Source organism: [Clostridium] citroniae WAL-17108 (assembly GCF_000233455.1).
In the GTDB taxonomy this organism is placed as follows: Bacteria; Bacillota; Clostridia; order Lachnospirales; family Lachnospiraceae; genus Enterocloster; species Enterocloster citroniae.
In genome coordinates this window covers 175,454-193,528 of record NZ_JH376428.1, presented here as the reverse complement: position 1 = coordinate 193,528, position 18,075 = coordinate 175,454, and the positions used below count along the sequence as shown (strand labels likewise).

The following is an 18,075-nucleotide window of genomic DNA, read 5'->3' as shown; positions in this document are numbered from 1 at the left end:
ATGAATAGCAATTTTACGGTAGTTAGCGGTGATAAAAGCAAAATTGAAGATAAACAAGCCAAGCTGGAACAACTCTATATGAAAGCATTTGTCAGAGAATTAGCTACTATATCCGCTTATAGCGATTGGAACCAGTGCAGGGACCATCTGAAACGTGCGGTGTTCTATGCAGTGAAATATTTCAGTTTAGAGAGGATAGATCGAAGGCATAGTACCGAGCCACGTACACTTGAGCAGATCAATGCTGACTTCAGTCTATTAGAATGTGTGAAGATGCTTATGGGACAGCTCACACCTAGAGAGATGATGTCCATGTTCCCGATAGAAAAAGAATATGATGGAGAAAAGTTTGGCTGTAAAGATTACTACTTCACGATAGAGAAGCTGAAGGACTTTGATTTGGATAAACCATTAGGCGAGGAAGGACTGGAGGACTTTTTATGGTGTTACTGGAATGATGATTTATTCGCATTTGATTAAATGTGAGCCGCACACTCGTGACTTTAGTCATGAGTTAGGCGAACAAATAGTTAGCTCATAGGGAAACTTGTGCGTAGAGACGTGAAATCGTCCAATACTACTCGAATTGCTGGAAATGCGTAAAGCTAAACTAACTACAACGTAAGGATGAAATAAGCCTAAACGTGAACGTTACGAAAGTAGAAAAAATAGTTTAGATGGAATAAGGTTAAATCCTAAGTTCTACACATTTACAAATCGCAAATCAGCAACTAAGCTCCGAATAGGAGAAAGTTCAACGACTATTCCTCTTGAGGGAAGTACACACAAGCGTGTGGAAGTGGGTAGGCCCTAACGTGTAATAACGAGGGATAAGATATAGTCTGTGCTTACATGAAAGTGTAAGAAGTTCATAGGAGAACTGTATAAGGCGTAGCGTCCTTATATGAACGACAACCTCTAAGTACGACTAACAGGAACTACGGTTCTTATATATGTTATTAAAAATTTAATACTGCTTCGTTTTCTAAAAATTTTGTTGTCCGTATGGAGAATGAATAATCAGAAAGCGAGGTGAGGTATTGTGGAAAAGGCATTTAAATATCGAATCTATCCGAATAAAAGGCAACAGGAATTAATACAGAAAACATTTGGGTGTGTAAGGTTTGTCTATAATTATTTCTTGGATTTGAAAATAAGCAAATACAAGGATGGACAGAAACCATTATCTTACAATGATATGAGTAAATTGCTTACCCAGCTGAAGCAAGAAAATGACTGGCTGAAGGAACCTGACAAGGATTCGTTACAGAAATCCTTGAAGAATTTAGATATGGCCTACCAGAAATTTTTCAAAGAACATGCTGGTTATCCAAAATTCAAATTCAAAAAAGACAGATACAAATCTTACAGGACTAGCTGCACAAATAACAATATCCGGCTTGAGCACAGGCACATTAAATTGCCGAAAATTGGATTAATAAAAATACGGGACAAGCAAGTTCCGCAAGGGCGGATCCTGAACGCAACCATTTCCCAGGAACCAAACGGGCACTATTATTGTTCTTTGTGTTGTACGGATGTAGAAATGCCACAATATCAAAAAACCAATGCTAATGTTGGTATAGATTTAGGAATTGCAGACTTCGCTATATTTTCTGATGGAAATAAAATTGAGAATCCAAAATTTCATGAAAAGTCAGAGAAAAAACTCGCCCAGCTTCAAAGAGGACTATCGAGAAAAACAATCGGTGGAGCAAATTGGAATAAGGCAAGAATTAAAGTAGCAAAACTGCAAAAACACATATCTAACCAACGAAATGATTTCTTACAGAAACTGACTACAAATATTATCAGAACCTATGACGCCATATGTATTGAAGATTTGGATGTTAAATCTTTAAAAGAGACAAATAATTCAAACAGAAATAAGCGCGTTGGTGATGTCTCTTGGTCAGAATTTCGCAGACAGCTTACATATAAGTCCAATTGGTATGGCAAAGTAGTATCTATTGTAGACAGATATTTTCCGTCATCCCAGATATGCCATGTATGTGGTCAAAGAGACGGTAAGAAATCAGAAGATATTAGGAATTGGATATGTCCTCATTGTGATACAGAATTGGATAGAGATATCAATGCAGCCATCAATATTCTGAATGAAGGACTACGATTATTATATGTTTAAATAATGTATATAAGAACCGTAGGAACTACGGGGATAGCCTGGTGATATTTAACACATTAGTGTTATTAACCAGGAACCCCGCGACTTTAGTCGTGGGAGGTTCAGGTAATTTCCATGTCGATTATCAGCAATATGTATAAAGCTCAGACTGGTAAAGGAATTTTGGAAAAATGGTGCGAGGATCAGGGAATAGGTACATACACGATAAATCAGGAGAAGGGCATAATTCAGGACAATCAGACAGGCGAGATACATAAGCTGAGTAAGAAACCATCTCATTTGAAGATTGTAAAGTGAAAGAGAGATTAGTGTTCTAAACTTTCACAATGCAGGTTTAAAGATAATATCTTTAAAGAAATACAAATGCAAATACAAGGAGAAAATATATATGAAATTAGATAAGTTAACATTATTAAGTCCTATGGGTTACATGGTTGAAGGAGTAGGAAATATTAAATCGCCAAAGTTAAAACGTATTGCTACGGTTGGTCAGCATATATTTTTTAGTTATCTTGGTATTTTTACTTTAGATAACAAAGAAAATCCAGATATACCATCGTATGAACTGGTTACGAAGGATATCAATATGCGGATGTTTTTGCGCGAAGCATTAAATTTCTTTATTGAGGAGGATGTCGAGTATCATACGGAGTCAAATGCATTTACAACTTATGCATGTGGCACAAAAGAGATGGTTGGCTCAATCAATAGAGACAACTATGCAGAAGTAGTTGATGTGATCCTACAACTTTCACATATTCAAAAAAATGAGGGTGAAAATATGAAATTTGCGAATAAGATTGCAGAGAAGTTATATAACAAACTGAAACAGGCTCCCAATTATAGAGAGAAGCAAGGTCAAGACAAGCGGTTTGAACTTAACAATATTATTTCAGCCGTATCAGCGCATCATCCAAGCCTGAATATAGTCAATATCTGGGAATTGACTATTTATCAGCTCTATGATCAGTTTGCAAGATTAGGGACAAATGAAATGTTTGAAATTGAAAAGATGCAGGTTGCTTATTATGGAGACCCCCAAAATAAATTCAAGATAGGAAAATGGTACGATTTATTATGATCCTGTCAAAGATAAAGTACATCAAGGTTTTACATAAAGTCTACAGGATTACAGATATCTCATTTTCAGCTATGACTATAAGGGCAGTAGAGACGGATGCTTCTATTGCCGAAATTCCAGAGGATGAAATGTTCAATGTGGCGGAGCTGAGTGAATTCCGGATCACATTAATCAATAATGGTGGACTTGCAAAAGTCATAGATTTTGAGGCGTGGAAGAGAGAACATAAAAGGGAATGAAACCAGTATTTAGTTTGACAAAACGATAGCCGACATTCATGATGTTGCACCTTTATTTCCAACTGGTAAACAGTTCACCAGTTGAAACTGAATGCTGTTATCTCTATAGGTGTAGAAAGCGTCAGAATGGCTTATTTGGGCTTAGAGTGAGTGGGTGGAGAATTGCTGGGGTGGGTGGTTTAGAGCGCCATATAGTGTATATATGACGTGTGATTATAGGAGATAAAGTACGGGGAGGATTGTATAATATGGTAGATTTGAAGCCGCATAATTTGGAGGCGTATGGAAAGATAAAGGAAGCTTTATCAAATGGTAAAAATAGGGTTGCAGTTTCCCATGCAACAGGAAGTGGAAAGTCATATCTGATTGCCCAATTATGCGAAGACCACAATGAGGACAGGAAATTAATTCTTGTGCCGTCCAAGTATATAAGAGAGCAGATGCAAAAGCTATTCACAAAATATAAGATTCAGAACTATGAATTTATGGTGTACCAGAAATTTATTAAGCTGTCAGATGATGATATTGCAAGCTTGGACTATAAATTAATTGTGCTTGACGAATACCACCATAACACTTCAAAGGTCTGGGGAGCGAAGGTTAAGTGCTTGTTGGAATCACATCCTGAGTCAAATGTGTTTGGAACCAGTGCAACACCAGTGAGGTCAGATGGGGTAAATACGATTGATGAACTGTTTGAAGGGAGCTGCGCAAGTGAATTATCTTTATCAGAAGCGATTGCAAAGAAGATAGTTCCGATTCCTACATATGTTAGTGCTATGTACTCATTGGATGATGAATTAGAGCGGTTGCGTGAAAAAGTAAAGAATGCAACGAACACAAAGGAAGAAAAAGCAGAGTTTTATGAGAAGATAAAAGCTATGCGGATACAGATAGATAAAGCCTATGGAATGCCGATTATCCTTAATAAGTATCTGAAAAATAAGGAAGGAAAGTATCTTGTATTTTGTCGGAATAAAGCCCACCTCGAAGATATTAAGGATACAGTTATTGAGTGGTTTAAAACGGCTGGATTTAAGGATATCAATTCATATATGGTGTATTCTTCTTATGAGCAAAGGAATAAGGAATACGTTTCCTTCTGCAATGATAAGAGTCATAAATTGAAGTTGTTGTTTTCCGTCAATATGTTAAATGAGGGATTACACCTTTCGGATATTTCAGGTGTCTTATTATTACGGCCTACCAATAGCAATATAGTATGGCACCAGCAAATTGGGCGCTGCATTGAGGCGAATAATACGGAGAATCCGGTAATAATAGATGCAACAAATAATTTTCAATCAATCAAACAGGGAATTGCGTTGCTAAAGGCGATTAAAGAAGCAGTTACGAAGGAAAAAGGTAATAATAAAGATTTTGATGATAAAGATTTTCTGGAACTGGATACGTTCTTTCTTACTGGCTATGTACAGGAGATTCAGCAAATGTTTGCTGATATTGAGGGACAATTAGAGGGGGCGTGGGATCAAATGTTCCAGGAATACTTGGGATTTTTTAAGCAATATGGACATGGTGATATACCTAAAACTAAAGAATATAAAAAGTTGAATAATTGGTGTGTACATCAGCGTTGCAATGAATTGTTAAATGAATACAGAAAGAAGTTGTTAAATGATAATGGTTTTATATGGAATATTCCCCGTTATAGGTTTGAAAAGCAAGTAATTAGCGTAAGAGAATTTGTTTGCGAATATGGTTATTATCCTAAAGGTGGATCTCAAAATAGGTATGAATCAAATCTGGGATATTTTGTAAGTGCAGAAAGAACTAAAATGAGACGTAACAATACAGAAGAAAGTTACCCCCAATGGAAATTGGATATAATAAATACGGTGATGCCAAACTTTTGTTGGAATCCAATAGAAGAATCCTTTAATATATTTCTGTACTTTTACAACGATTACTATAATAACACCAGTAAAAACTATGTTCCGAAAAATTTAGTCTATAAAGGATACCGTTTAGGAAAACAGTATTCGATTTTAAAAAATTCATATAATAATAGAAATTTGCCAGATGATAAAAGGCAAAGGTTGATTAATGAGGGGATTTATTTAGGAGATGTAAAAGATTTAAATTATAAGAGAAATTGGGAACTTTTAGAGGCGTGTGTAAACAAAGGGAATATATTAAATTCGTGTAATAAAACATTTCAAGGCGTAGATTTGTATTCGTGGATAAGAGTAACCGTAAGAAAACATATTGACGAAGGAGAAATCTTGAGTGATAAGCAGATGGACTTGTTACAGAAAGCAGTACGGAAATGGACTAGACCAATTAAGATTGTTGACTTAATAAACCATCAAGAATACGTGTATTTATCGATAAGTAAAGCCGCGAGAGCTATGTGTAGCGAGCACCATGTTGCGAAAAGGGTAAAAAGCTGTATTACAACAATAGGTAATCAACTTTCTGGAAAAACTACTAAACCATACAAAGGCCGCTTCATCTTCCAATACGCAGACTCCACAGATCAATCAAAACCAGCATAAATGAGAGTGAGAATAAAGGATATAGTGGGACGAGGGTATGGCAGATAGGAAAACAAGATTAAAAAGATGATGTTTTTTAAAACAGGTTCTTTGAAATCACCTGTTACAGATCAATTAGAACCAGCTTAGACGGGGGTGGGATAATTCTCACTTCCTCAAGGTGTTGGTATAGAGAAATCATATCAAGCGTTGCCGTTCTGGCAATGGACAATTCCCATAATAGAAAACTGAATAGAGGTGCTTTATGGAGTGGATGCTTGACATTCAGTTAGGACGAAGGAACCTGTCTCCCATTCAGAGGATTGCTGTTGCTGAGAAATATAGACCGATATATGAAAAACAGGCCCGGCTTAACAAACAAGCATCTGGTGGAGATAAGAAGTCAGAAGAATATCAAAAATCGGTTACGGAAAAATTACCGCAACCGATTTTGAAAGAACGAAATCCTACTACAGACAAAAAGTTATCTGATATTGCTGATGTTTCTGAGAAGACATATCGTATGGGCGCAAAAATACTTCAATCCGATAATGAACAACTAAAGCAAGAGGTGCTGTCAGGTCAAAAAAGCATCAGTGCCGGATATAAGGAACTCTCCAGAGGTACCGATGAGCCAAATTTGGCTCCATGGAGACATATAGCCAATTTTATCAAGCTGAAGGTGCCAATACGGAGATTGTGGAACAAAACGGAGAAAGTAAGTATTAGGTGAGTGAAGAGTGGAGGGTAATAGATATAAACAGAATGGTTGAAATACAGACGATTAATATTAATGATTTATCAACCGATAAAGAAAATGGGGACTTTATCAATGAAATTGTATTAACGCCAAAGAAACAGGAACAAGCTAAGAGTTTAGCCGCCGAAAGTGAATTTCATAGGATCATGCTTCATCTACATGGTAAAGAGGATAAGAACAAAAGCGGGTATACAATAATTCCAGGCTATTTTACATTAGATGTAGGAAAAAATAAGATAAGATACCAAAAACTTATTGATGAAGATGGCAGGATATCCATTAAACGGTTAGAATATGTCTGTGATGAAAAAGGAAACAAGCTTTTAGATGAAAGTAAGCATTACAAAATGACAGAAAAAGATACAAAAAATTATGTATCTACTTTTTGTGGCGCAGGGCATTCCAGAGTACAGAAGAATTTATTCGTTCAGGAAGATTTGACTCAGAAATTAAATGATATTATTTTATGCGGTATGGAATCGGATATGGTTTATGACAGACCATCGAAGTGGAATGCATATTATGCAATGGTAACGACAGATAGCATTAAGGTTGACTATATACCAAATATCGTTGTGATCCCAGACTATAAAAAAGAAGTGTATGATCAGATTGACGTTGTAGAAGTGTCGGGATCTGGAAAGAATAAGACGTATTCGGTCATTGAAGATCAACATGAACCCATAGAAATCCTTCCATTCGATGGAGCTGGGATTGTGACGCCGGGGTGTGCATTAAAGTGGGCGAGGGAGTTAAACTGTACATCTAAAAAAGGAACGTTCTATCTTCCATCCTGTTTCCAATTCAGGATGATCCCAGGGATTAAAGGTGAGTTGATGGTCTTTGATTTGAGGCGTTTTGCAAAGGAACACAAGGTATCAAAGATAAGGGATTTAGGTGGTAAGGTGTGGGATATCTTTAATGATGATATAGATGTAGTAATTACCCAGTCCCAATTCAAATTCTGGAAACAATATTGTACAGATGGGAAATTTGATTATTGGAGATGGCGCAATAAGTTTGATAAGGTCTGCCATGGATACAAAAGAACGTTTAATATTGTATCATTTGGCGTTCATCCAAAAGATTTAAGGAAAAGAACCATGCTTAGCTACCAGCCGTTAGAATCGGTCGAATTTTCAGATGATGAAATGGAAGAAATAAGTACATATAAGCTTAATCTATATGAAAGGGTAATAAATAATGTAGATGAATTTTTACGGTATAGAGGGCTTGCTGAGCAGGATAATATTGAAGAACATCATATACCCCCGTATTATAAAGCTTTGCAAAAGAATAAAGGGTTATTCAATGATGACTATATCAAGAAAAAAGTGAAAACCGATATAGAAAAACTGAAAAACAATATTCTTAGTGGCAAGCAATTTGTCCATGGGAATTATCAGGTCTTTATACCTGACCTATATGGATTGGCAGAGTGGGTATTCCGTGAAGAATTGGGCGATGAGCCAAAAGGATTATTAAAGAATCCCTTTGATGTATACTCTAACTGGTGGAACAAGCAATGCGTTAAGCAAGTGGATATAATTAGGAACCCCCACATTGGAATGGAGCATAGGATTGGGGTTTTGAGATGTAATGATGAGTTGAAAAAGTGGTTTAAATACCAATCGACAGGTATCGTATCGGGAATGTACGATACATTAGCAATGGCTCTTGGGACAGCGGATTATGATGGGGACACTGTAATTACAACGGATAATAAGCAACTGCTCCATGCGGTGAAAAGGGAACTGGATGCTGGACACGGTAGGCTTATAATCAAAAGAGATACAAATTTGAAAGCTGATTTGCCAGGAATTAGGATATCCGATCATGCAGGATTAATGAGGATAAATGCAATGTCGTTTGGAAATTCAATTGGAACCGTGATTAATAGAGTGACAGATTTGTGGTCAATGATAAAACTTGATGAAAAAAGGATACGGGATTTTATAAAGATAGGCGTGGTTGTTGGAGGCGAAACAATTGACTTTGCGAAAACAGGAGAAAATGCGGATTTTCCAGCAAATGTATTATTATTCCTTGGCGGAAAGAAACGGGGATACTGGATGCGGTATCTGGAAAAACATCTAAAATCAGCTAAACGCGAAGAAAAATCTATAGAAAAGGCTCTTTTTTTAGAGAAGAGTAAGGGTGAAGTTGAGAGGCTAAAAAGATTTGAACGATATGATTGCAACATGAATCAGCTATGTGAATATGCGGAAAAACAGATTGCGTTAATTGAAGCGGAAGATAATGATAAGAAGGCTGCACCTTATGATTATAAAAATATGCTGTGTGGAGAGGAGCCTGCCATTAATCGGGCTGTTTATAACAGATTAAAAAAATTACAGGAAGAATACTGTCAGATAGCCACTGCTTATCGGAAGGAACCAATAAAATCAAGGGAATGTGATAGGGAAGCTGCTAATAAATTTAGATGGTTTTACGACAAATGCAGGACAGAACTTCTTTTTTGTTGTCCTGATGTTAATGAATTGTTAGATATGCTTATCGTAATTTATTATGGTGCAAAACATAAAGGGGCGGCATTTTATGGTGTGGAGAAAGATATTTTATGGAATGCATTTCCGAAAGAGATGATTGATCGGAGTACAAATAATCCTACATTACAAGATATTGATTTCTCGAAGATAGAAAAACGGCATAAAGCAAACCAGGAGTATAAAAGAAAACAGAAACAAACTAAATATGATAAAAAGAGCGTCCATATTAAGTCATTTAAAATATATGAAAAGATCAAAGTTATCCTTACTAAAGCTGAAAGAAAGGAAATCAATATTCTGGTGGATAAGATGTATAAGGACAAATTGATTTCCCGGAAAGATAATGTATTTAAGTATAAACGGATATTAGCAATGCTGATTTATCTAAGCAGGAAATGTGAAAAGACATCAACCGAATTGAGGGCGCTGAAAAATGATGGTCATTTTGTAAAGGATACAGATGGACAGAATGTTAAGTATCTAAGGACGATATATATTCAAAAGTGGATAAAAAAATACGACAATGTTCCAGATGAACTGACAGATCTGGCATTGGAAAAGCTGACAGGAGTCAATCATAAAATGATTGAAACTGTAATAAAGCACTTGGAAAAGGTGGGGGTGATTCAGACCAGAATCAATCCAGACGGGGCGTTGTATCTCAAAGTGTTGCCCTGGCATTACGATGGCGAAGTATGGATGGAAGAAATAGATTATAATAAAGCTGGGACTATGATACGGGATTATTTTAGAAGTAGGATTCCGTAAAATGACAGAAAGAAAGCCTTGAAAAATAAGGGTTATTTGTCAATATTAGAAAAGAAGTGCCAACGCATTATTGGGAAAGGGGTGCTTTCCAGAAAGATTTTTGATTAAAGATATATCTAATTTTCTGCAAAATCAATTAGCCGTATAACAAGCGGTTAGTGTTGATTTTATATCTGTAGTGTGGCGGACTACAGCCATGGACTAGGCAACATGGAATGGCTCATCCGATAGCATATTCCAAGAATGTTATCGGATGTTTTTAATTAAGAAGAAAGTGAGGATGTCAAATGACGCAAAACGAACTGAGGGATATGTACCAAAAAAGGCTCATGAGGGAAAAACAGTGTTTTATTGCCAAGGAAACAGGAATTTCCGAAAATATGCTGTCAAAATTCCGTAATGGTAAAATCGATTTATATGATTATCTCTTTATAAAACTAAAAAACTATTTGATGAATAATTAAATTCATAGGCATTCTGCCAAAAATAAAAATCCCACAGGTGAATAATGAAATTGATCAAGAGTGACAGAATCAGTTATGATGGTTGTATTTATAACGTAATAGCAGTAATTTGGAATACTGTATATCTACATAAAACAGGAGATAGATGCAGTGCCTATGACTATACGATGCAAGACGTGTATAAATATTATAGGGATATTAAGTTTATAGAGAGTAAAATAGATGATGAGGGGGGTAAACACTTGTATGTATGGGCGTTGCCAACAATGAGGAGGGATGATATAATTGGAATATAGGATGAGGGGGAGGGTAAGAAATTATGGGAATGTATTTCTATGGAGTAGTTAAACCTGGAGAATATGGTGATGATGATCCAGGAGATGTTGACTGCCAATGCAAAGAATGTGGGAAATTAATATTCGCTGAGTATGAAGACTTCAAAGAATTTCATGAAGATTATATAGTATTACGTGATGGGGTTCTGTTGGAATGCCCTCAATGTAAAACCCCTATAGATAGGATAGTAACGCTTCGTCCAGAACATTTAGAACCACAACCCACAAACCAATATGTCCCTAAATGTCCTATATGTCATTCACCCAATATACATAAAATCACAACTGGAACTAAGGTAGCAAGAGCTGCAATATTTGGGATTTTTGCATTGCCCAAGGCTGGTAAGCAGTGGAAATGTGATAATTGTGGGACTGAGTTTTAATAAGGATACAACTGAATATTACAAGAGTACCGAACAGCTTGTAATCCACAGGCTGTTTTTTGTTACACGAAATTAATTTATGGAGGAAATAGTACATGAATAATTTTACTTTAAAGATAATAGCAGGACTTGACAAGGCATTATCGAAACGTATGATAAAGAGTGATTTGAAATCTTTTGATGGTCAATTTACCGTAAAAGTTATCGCAAATCTCAACAAAATTTTATCACAAAGAGCATTGAAACAGACCCTCAAAGAACTGACAAATTTAAATGTTAATGTAAATGCCAAGCTGAATAAATCGTCAAGCGAAGCACAACTAAGACAACAGTTAAAGACATTACAGGCCAAAATAGAAGATTTAGATATAAGGTTAAAGGCAAATACGGAACAGCTGAATGCAACAGTGAGACAGGCTGCAAGCAACGCCCAGAGAGTTGCTGACCAGGTTCCCATTGAGTATAAAGTATCGATAAAGAAAGATAAGCTTATAAGCGATTTATCACTATTAGCAAAACAGAATAGTAAATTGTTTTCAAATTCAGCAGCAACACAAAAATATGGTAAGTTATTGGATGATGCATATGGTGCAACTACAGGCGGTGATGTTCAGGAGTTAACATTACGGATGGCAGCTTTTAAGAGTGAATTAAAAGCTACAAATCTCAGTGGATTAACTTTGGCTGATACTTTTAAGAAGACGGTTGGACGTGCTGGTGAGTTGATAAGTGCTACTTCAATGGTCATGGTTGCTTACAGTCAGGCCAGGAAAGCATATACGGAAGTTAAGGCATTAGATGATTCCATGACTGGCTTGTATAAGGTCGCAGATGAAATTCGTTCCCGTGACGATTTTCCTGCATATCTTGACAAGTCCATTGCGAAAGCGAAACAATTATCTGTAGAAACAAAATCGTTAATATCTTCGGTTACTGATTGGAAGAAGATTGGTTTTGGACTTGGATTAAGTGAGAAGCTGTCAGAAGTGTCCACCAAACTTGAAAAGACTGGGGACATGAGTATTGATAAAGCAACAAGCACGCTGATCTCCACTTTACAGGCATTTAAGGAGATTGATGGACTTACAGAAGACCAATATAGTGAAAGAGCTTTAGCAATCGCTGATAAAATCAATCATATTTCCAATACTAGGAGCATTGATGCAGAGGGTATCAGTGATGCACTACAAAATAGTGTAGCTACTTTACAAGAGGCAAACAATGATTTAAACCAGTCTATCGCAATGATTTCAGCGGGCAATAAAATTTTCCAAAGTCCAAGTGAGGTTGGGAATATGCTGAAAATCGTAAGCATGAGACTTCGCGGAGTTTCAGAGGACGGTGAAGAGGCAGAAGAATCTGTTGCAAAACTTCGAGATACAATCTTAAATCTGACAAATGATAAAGTTGACATCATGCTTGATGAAAACACTTTTAAATCTACTTATGATATCTTATTAGAAATTTCTAAAGTCTATGAATCCCTTAGCGATAAATCCCAGTCCCTTTTGCTCGAAAAGATAGCCGGAAAGCAGCGCGGCGCATCTACAGCGGCATTATTACAGAACATGTCAGAGGCAGAAGCTATATATCAAGATGCATTAAATTCTACAGGCAGTGTGAATAAAGAATTTGAGAGATATCAAGAATCAGCTTCAGCAGCAGTGATTAGATTTAAGGAAACACTGGTTGATACTTATACAGGTATTCTTAGTGGAGATATGATAAAAGGTACAGCTGATACGGGAAGTGCCATTCTGGATTTGGCGAATAAGTTTAATCTGCTTCAATCATCCATTATTGGTATTACAGCAGTTGGTACAGTTAAGGGAATTACAGCAATAGGAAGTGCTTGTATTTCCTCTGCTAAACAAATGAGCACTTTGGGCGATGCAATCAATAGAGTTAATTCATTGCCTACAAGTAAAAAGGAACGTATTTCTGAACTGAAAAGTATAGGTGAGAATACTAAATCCTTAACCGATAAGCAATTGAAATTATTACTATCCAATGATGCATTAGAAGAATCTGACCGAATTAGAATTTTGAGGGCGCAAAACTTATCACCTGAGCTTGCTAAAGAGAAACTTGCCACCCTTGGTCTTACCCAGGCAACTGATGCCCAGGCAGCAGCAAATGTTAAAGCGACAACCAGTACATTCAGTCTTAAAGCAGCAATTATAGGTTTAGGCGCAAACATGAAAGCCGCATTTATGTCTAATCCTGTAGGAATTTCTTTAATGGCATTGAGCGTTACCATAGGTGCTTTTGTTGGTCAATATCAGAAATACAGACAGGAACTCGAAGAAACCCGTCAGAAGAATATAGAAGCTGCGGAGTCTGTCTCTGCACAGTCTAAGAAACTCAATGAGCTTTATACCCAATATACCAAATTATCAAGTTTAACAGACCGGACATCTTCACAAGAACAGGAATTACAAAAATCAGTTGAAGACATTACGGTTGCACTTGGTGATAAAGCGAAAGTTCTGGAAGGTCTTACTATAGGTACAGATGAATATGCCCAGGCATTACGCAATGCGACAAAGGCAGAGATAGAAAGCCAGTATGCGGCGGCAGTGAGAGGGAGGAAAGCGGCAGAAGAAAATTTGTCTGAGGATGTATGGAGCAACTGGGATGGAAGCCAGGTAGATGTACCGCTCAATGTAAATATGACAGGAATAGAAAACCATGTCAAGGCATTAGGGACTGTACGTGACATGCTTAGTGAATTTGAAAAGGAAACAAGCAGGGGTATTAATTGGGCACCAGAGAATTACGAAGACATGGATAGCGTGGTGGAATATTACCATGCACTTATTGAAGCAAGAGAACGCCTTACGTTACAGTCAAAGGAATTAAACGATGATTCAATTCTTGATTCTGATATTTACAACAACATGGATAACGCTATTTCTCAGATGTCGGAGAGTGTAGATACTTATACCAAGAGACGATATGAAGAACTAAAAATGGAATATGAATTCCATAATGGCATTCCTGCTACGGTTGATGGTTTTAATAGCATGAAAAATGCAATTCTGAGTGCAAGTGGCGCAGGTGAAGGTCTGAAAAAGGTATTCAATGATTTATTAACTGAAGACTTTAGTTCTCTATCAGTTCAAGCACAGCAAATAGCTGGTTCAGGTTCTAAGGATATCGTACTCTTTGATTTACAGAATAAGGATACAGCAAAGATCATAGATGAATTCCAAAAGAAGATGTCAACCTTATCCGCATCCATTGAAAAGATAAGGGAGAGCAAACTAACAAGTTCGGATTTACTTGATTTGCAGCAGGAATTTCCTGAGTTGATTCATCACACAGATGATCTAAGTTCAGCTCTTACAAATTTAGTGGATCAATCTTTATCCAATATGGTTGATTACCTGCAAGCAGCTGGTGCTTCGGAGGAATTCATACAGACACTTAAGAATTTAGCTAGTGAAGTTAAAGGGATGAATCATGTTAGTGACTCTGCAATAGATTTATCCAAGAACATTCAGGAGTCTTATGACCTTCTGGGCAAAGTCAGAAAAGAAGTAGCCAAAACGAAACTGGTCAGTCTTGATTCCTTAACATCAATTGCAAAACAGTTCCCATCTCTATCAGCAGCAACTGCTGAATACACCCAAGGTTTAATATCTACGGCCGACCTAATGACTCTGTTAGAGCAGGCATATAATGATGATGCTGACGCATTCAGAACTGCTATGGCATATAAGTTATCTGATAATGAAGATTTCTTTACAACAATCAGAAGCAACAATGAAGGACTCTTTACATCCCTTGCGGAAGCATACGGGGATGATATTAAAAACTGGAACTCATTGGCGAAGGCAAAAGCCTCGATTGATGAAACACTGATTCAACAGTTGAGCAAAGCGTGGGGAGAGTATTATGGAGTTGTCATTGACCAAGCTACAGGCATGGCCTCTCTGGTAAATAAAACACCTACTACTGGCTTAACGGCGGAAGAAAGCGTGGCTTTGATTGTTGCCCGTACAAATGCAGAGTCATTGATAAACTCAGCCAATGAAGCAAAGAAAGCCTTAGACCGGGCTGCACAGATTGAAATCTCTCTGCCTGATTTTGGAGGGATAGGATCTTCTGGAGCTGGTGGCTCCAAAGACAAATCACCCAAGGAAAATTCTGATATCGACTGGATTGATCAGCGCACAAAGCTCCTTAAGAATAAACAGACAGAGTTAGAAAATCAGCTATCCGACACCTATACTGCTTATACCGGACTATCTAAAGCAGAGATTGAGCGTGTAAATGATCTGATGAACACAAGCAGTATCCCCTCCGAGGATGCATGGAATCAATTGATTGCGTTAGCTTCCAAAGCTGACATGACCGTCACAGAACTGACCGAGAAGGTCAAAAATGGAACTGGGCTGGAAAATAAGCAAAGTATCCTTGAACGTCTCATGCAACTGGATAATGAGATCATCAAAAATGCCGAAGGTTCTATTGATGATTATAAACGTTCATATGAGGATTTGGTAGCTCTTGTCCCCGAATACAGAGACAAGATTGAAAATGGCGGCGTGGACATTGAATTAGTTTCCGGCAATCTAAAGACACAGCTGACGAATGCAATGGATGCTTATAACAAATTGTATGATGCGCAGCAGAGTGTTAATGAAGCAAAAGAGAAGCGCAGGGAGCATAAGGAAGGATATCTTTCAGCAGAACTTGACAGCCTGGATGCTGAGAATTCCAAATTGGAAAAAATGAATAGCCTGGTAGATGAACAGATCAATTACATAAAGGCTTCTGGTAGTGTTGTTGACACAGATGCCTACCAGCAGCAGATAGATAATTTTGAACGTCTGGTACAAAACTATAACCGTCTGATCAAACTTGCCAAAAACAAACGTGATAAGCTTGATCCAATTGAGGACAGCGCAAAGTATGCAGAACTGACCGAACAGGTGGATGATTATGAATCCGCACGGCTACAGGCTCTTGAAACAATTGCGAAGAAGAAATTTGAAGTAGCACAGATACCGATTGACAATCTCACTAAAATAATTGGTATGTACAATGATATCACCTCTACGATTGAAAACTGGGGCGCAGAACTGGAATCATCTGGGAAGAAGCTGGATGCTGGTTATTACCAAAGCTTAATTGAGAATGGCACTACGATTATAGACCAGTATAAGGAACAGGCGGATTTGATTCAGGATCTAATGTCTGAATATGATACTGGAAGCGATAACTGGAATGAACTTTATAGCCAGTTACAAAGTGTGAATGGTGAAATGTCATCCATGGTACAGAATCTTCATAAGTGGAACGAAGAACTGCTGAAAATGCCTATGGAGAATATTTCTTCCTTTAGTTCTGAACTACAGAAGGTTGTTTCAGGACTGAATGGTGTCAAAGGTGATCTGGATACTGTAATTAGTTCCGTAACTGGTGCAATAAAAGCACAGATGGATGCGCTGGGAACTGAAAACTCACTCACAAATGATTCCTATAACGAAAGGATCAAACTTCTTCAAAAACAGCTTGACTTACTGGAGAAAACTAATACCGAAAGGAATCTACAGTATAATCTTGAAAAAGCCCAGTTTGAGTTAGAACGTGCCAGAAATCAGAAGACCACAAAAGTAGTGAGAGAAGGCGAAGTGACCTGGGAGAAAGATTCGGAGGCAGAAAGGGATGCCCAAAAAGCTGTCCAGGATGCTGAGTATGATATCACAAAGAATAATCTACAAACTGAAATGGACGGACTGAATGATACCCTTGATGATATCAATGAAAAATACAACGACCAGGTAGATGCATTACAGAAGCAGTCCGATAAATGGTCAGAAATTGCAGAGAAAATCAAACAGGCGCAGGATGAACTGAAAGCCAATGAACTTCTTGGTAAGGGATGGAAGGATAAAGTAACCTCTGGTAATGATACGGATATCTATAACATGTTCAAGAATCTTTATCAGACAAATGCTGACCAGATCCAGAAATATGAGGAGCAGATTGAATCTACAGACAACATCTACTCTCTCCTTCAAGATTATATCACATCCTACAAAGAAGGAGCCATTACCTATGAGCAAGCACAATCTGGTATCAAGGATTTATTATCCCAGATGAATGGTAAAATGTCTGCAACTGACAATCTCCAGAATATCTATGACTATCTTGGAACAGTCAATGGTACTGCTGCTAATGCGGACGCTGTGCTTAAAGGAATTCAGAGTGCGTTGGAGAAATCTTCGGATGAACTAATCAAATCTCTGGAACAGTATAATGAAAATGCAGGGTTAATATCCGAGTATACGACCAGTTGGCAGCAGCTTACTAATAATGTGGCTGATATGAAAGATATACTGGAAGATGTCAAAGATGCACTGGAAGATGCAGCTGATCGTGATGATGACGACAGAGGAAGTTCTAGTGGCTCAGGCAGCGGTGGACATTGGGATTCCAGTGATTCAAGTCATGGACCAGGGGTGGCGAAGTATAAAAAGGGTGTAGAAAATGGGCCTGTCGGAAAAACCAAGTCAAAGGCGTTTGATACAGTCCAAACCCTTGGCACCAAAACAATGGAAAATGGAGAAGTCCTTGCTATTGTACATGAGGGTGAGGCTATCCTTAATATAAATCAGCAGGAGAAGCTAATTGAAAATTTAAAAGTAATGGGATTAGAGCGCTGGACCAAAACGCCTAGCTGGCTTGTTCCGGATTATTCAAATATGAATTATGGTGATGATTATTCAACTCCATCAAAGAATACAAATGTAGAAATCAATATCGGAGATATTACGATTGAAGAATGCAATGATGCTAAACAATTCCTTGAGGGAATACAAAAGGGAAAGTTAAGGAGTGCGATAATCCAAGAATTAGGTAAACGATAACTTTATAGAGCGC

The 18,075-nt window shown here is 37.5% G+C and carries 10 protein-coding genes; all 10 read left to right on the top strand.

The window, feature by feature from the left end:
- On the top strand, positions 1-480 hold the full coding sequence (locus HMPREF9469_RS30800) for a hypothetical protein (RefSeq protein ID WP_007868170.1): 480 nt from the start codon (positions 1-3) through the stop codon (positions 478-480).
- Between the two features lie 562 nt (positions 481-1,042).
- A complete protein-coding gene (gene tnpB / locus HMPREF9469_RS24070) occupies positions 1,043-2,146 on the top strand; it encodes an IS200/IS605 family element RNA-guided endonuclease TnpB (protein WP_007868168.1) in 1,104 nt (367 codons plus the stop codon).
- Between the two features lie 114 nt (positions 2,147-2,260).
- Entirely contained in the window at positions 2,261-2,443 is a 183-nt protein-coding gene (locus HMPREF9469_RS24065) for a hypothetical protein (protein WP_040417201.1), read from the top strand.
- A gap of 91 nt (positions 2,444-2,534) precedes the next feature.
- A complete protein-coding gene (locus tag HMPREF9469_RS24060; RefSeq protein ID WP_007868166.1) occupies positions 2,535-3,227 on the top strand; it encodes a hypothetical protein in 693 nt (230 codons plus the stop codon).
- Positions 3,224-3,466, top strand: coding sequence for a hypothetical protein (locus tag HMPREF9469_RS24055; protein ID WP_007868164.1), 243 nt, complete (start codon positions 3,224-3,226; stop codon positions 3,464-3,466). The genes HMPREF9469_RS24060 and HMPREF9469_RS24055 overlap by 4 nt, the downstream gene beginning before the upstream one ends.
- Positions 3,467-3,714: 248 nt before the next feature.
- Positions 3,715-5,982 carry a DEAD/DEAH box helicase family protein gene (locus HMPREF9469_RS24050; RefSeq protein WP_007868162.1) on the top strand — a complete coding sequence of 756 codons (2,268 nt, stop codon included), beginning with the start codon at positions 3,715-3,717 and terminating at the stop codon, positions 5,980-5,982.
- A 244-nt stretch (positions 5,983-6,226) separates the two neighbouring features.
- Positions 6,227-6,694 (top strand): hypothetical protein, encoded by a 468-nt coding sequence (locus HMPREF9469_RS24045; RefSeq protein WP_007868159.1) that lies wholly within the window; start codon positions 6,227-6,229, stop codon positions 6,692-6,694.
- The gene (locus HMPREF9469_RS24040; RefSeq protein ID WP_007868157.1) at positions 6,691-9,999 is read left to right on the top strand and encodes a hypothetical protein; all 3,309 of its coding nucleotides are present in this window, start codon (positions 6,691-6,693) and stop codon (positions 9,997-9,999) included. Before HMPREF9469_RS24045 ends, HMPREF9469_RS24040 begins: the two co-directional genes overlap by 4 nt.
- Positions 10,000-10,782: 783 nt before the next feature.
- Positions 10,783-11,181, top strand: a complete 399-nt coding sequence (locus tag HMPREF9469_RS24035; RefSeq protein ID WP_040417198.1) for a hypothetical protein — start codon at positions 10,783-10,785, stop codon at positions 11,179-11,181.
- A gap of 95 nt (positions 11,182-11,276) precedes the next feature.
- Positions 11,277-18,062, top strand: coding sequence for a phage tail tape measure protein (locus tag HMPREF9469_RS24030; RefSeq protein WP_007868147.1), 6,786 nt, complete (start codon positions 11,277-11,279; stop codon positions 18,060-18,062).
- Positions 18,063-18,075 lie beyond the last annotated feature (13 nt).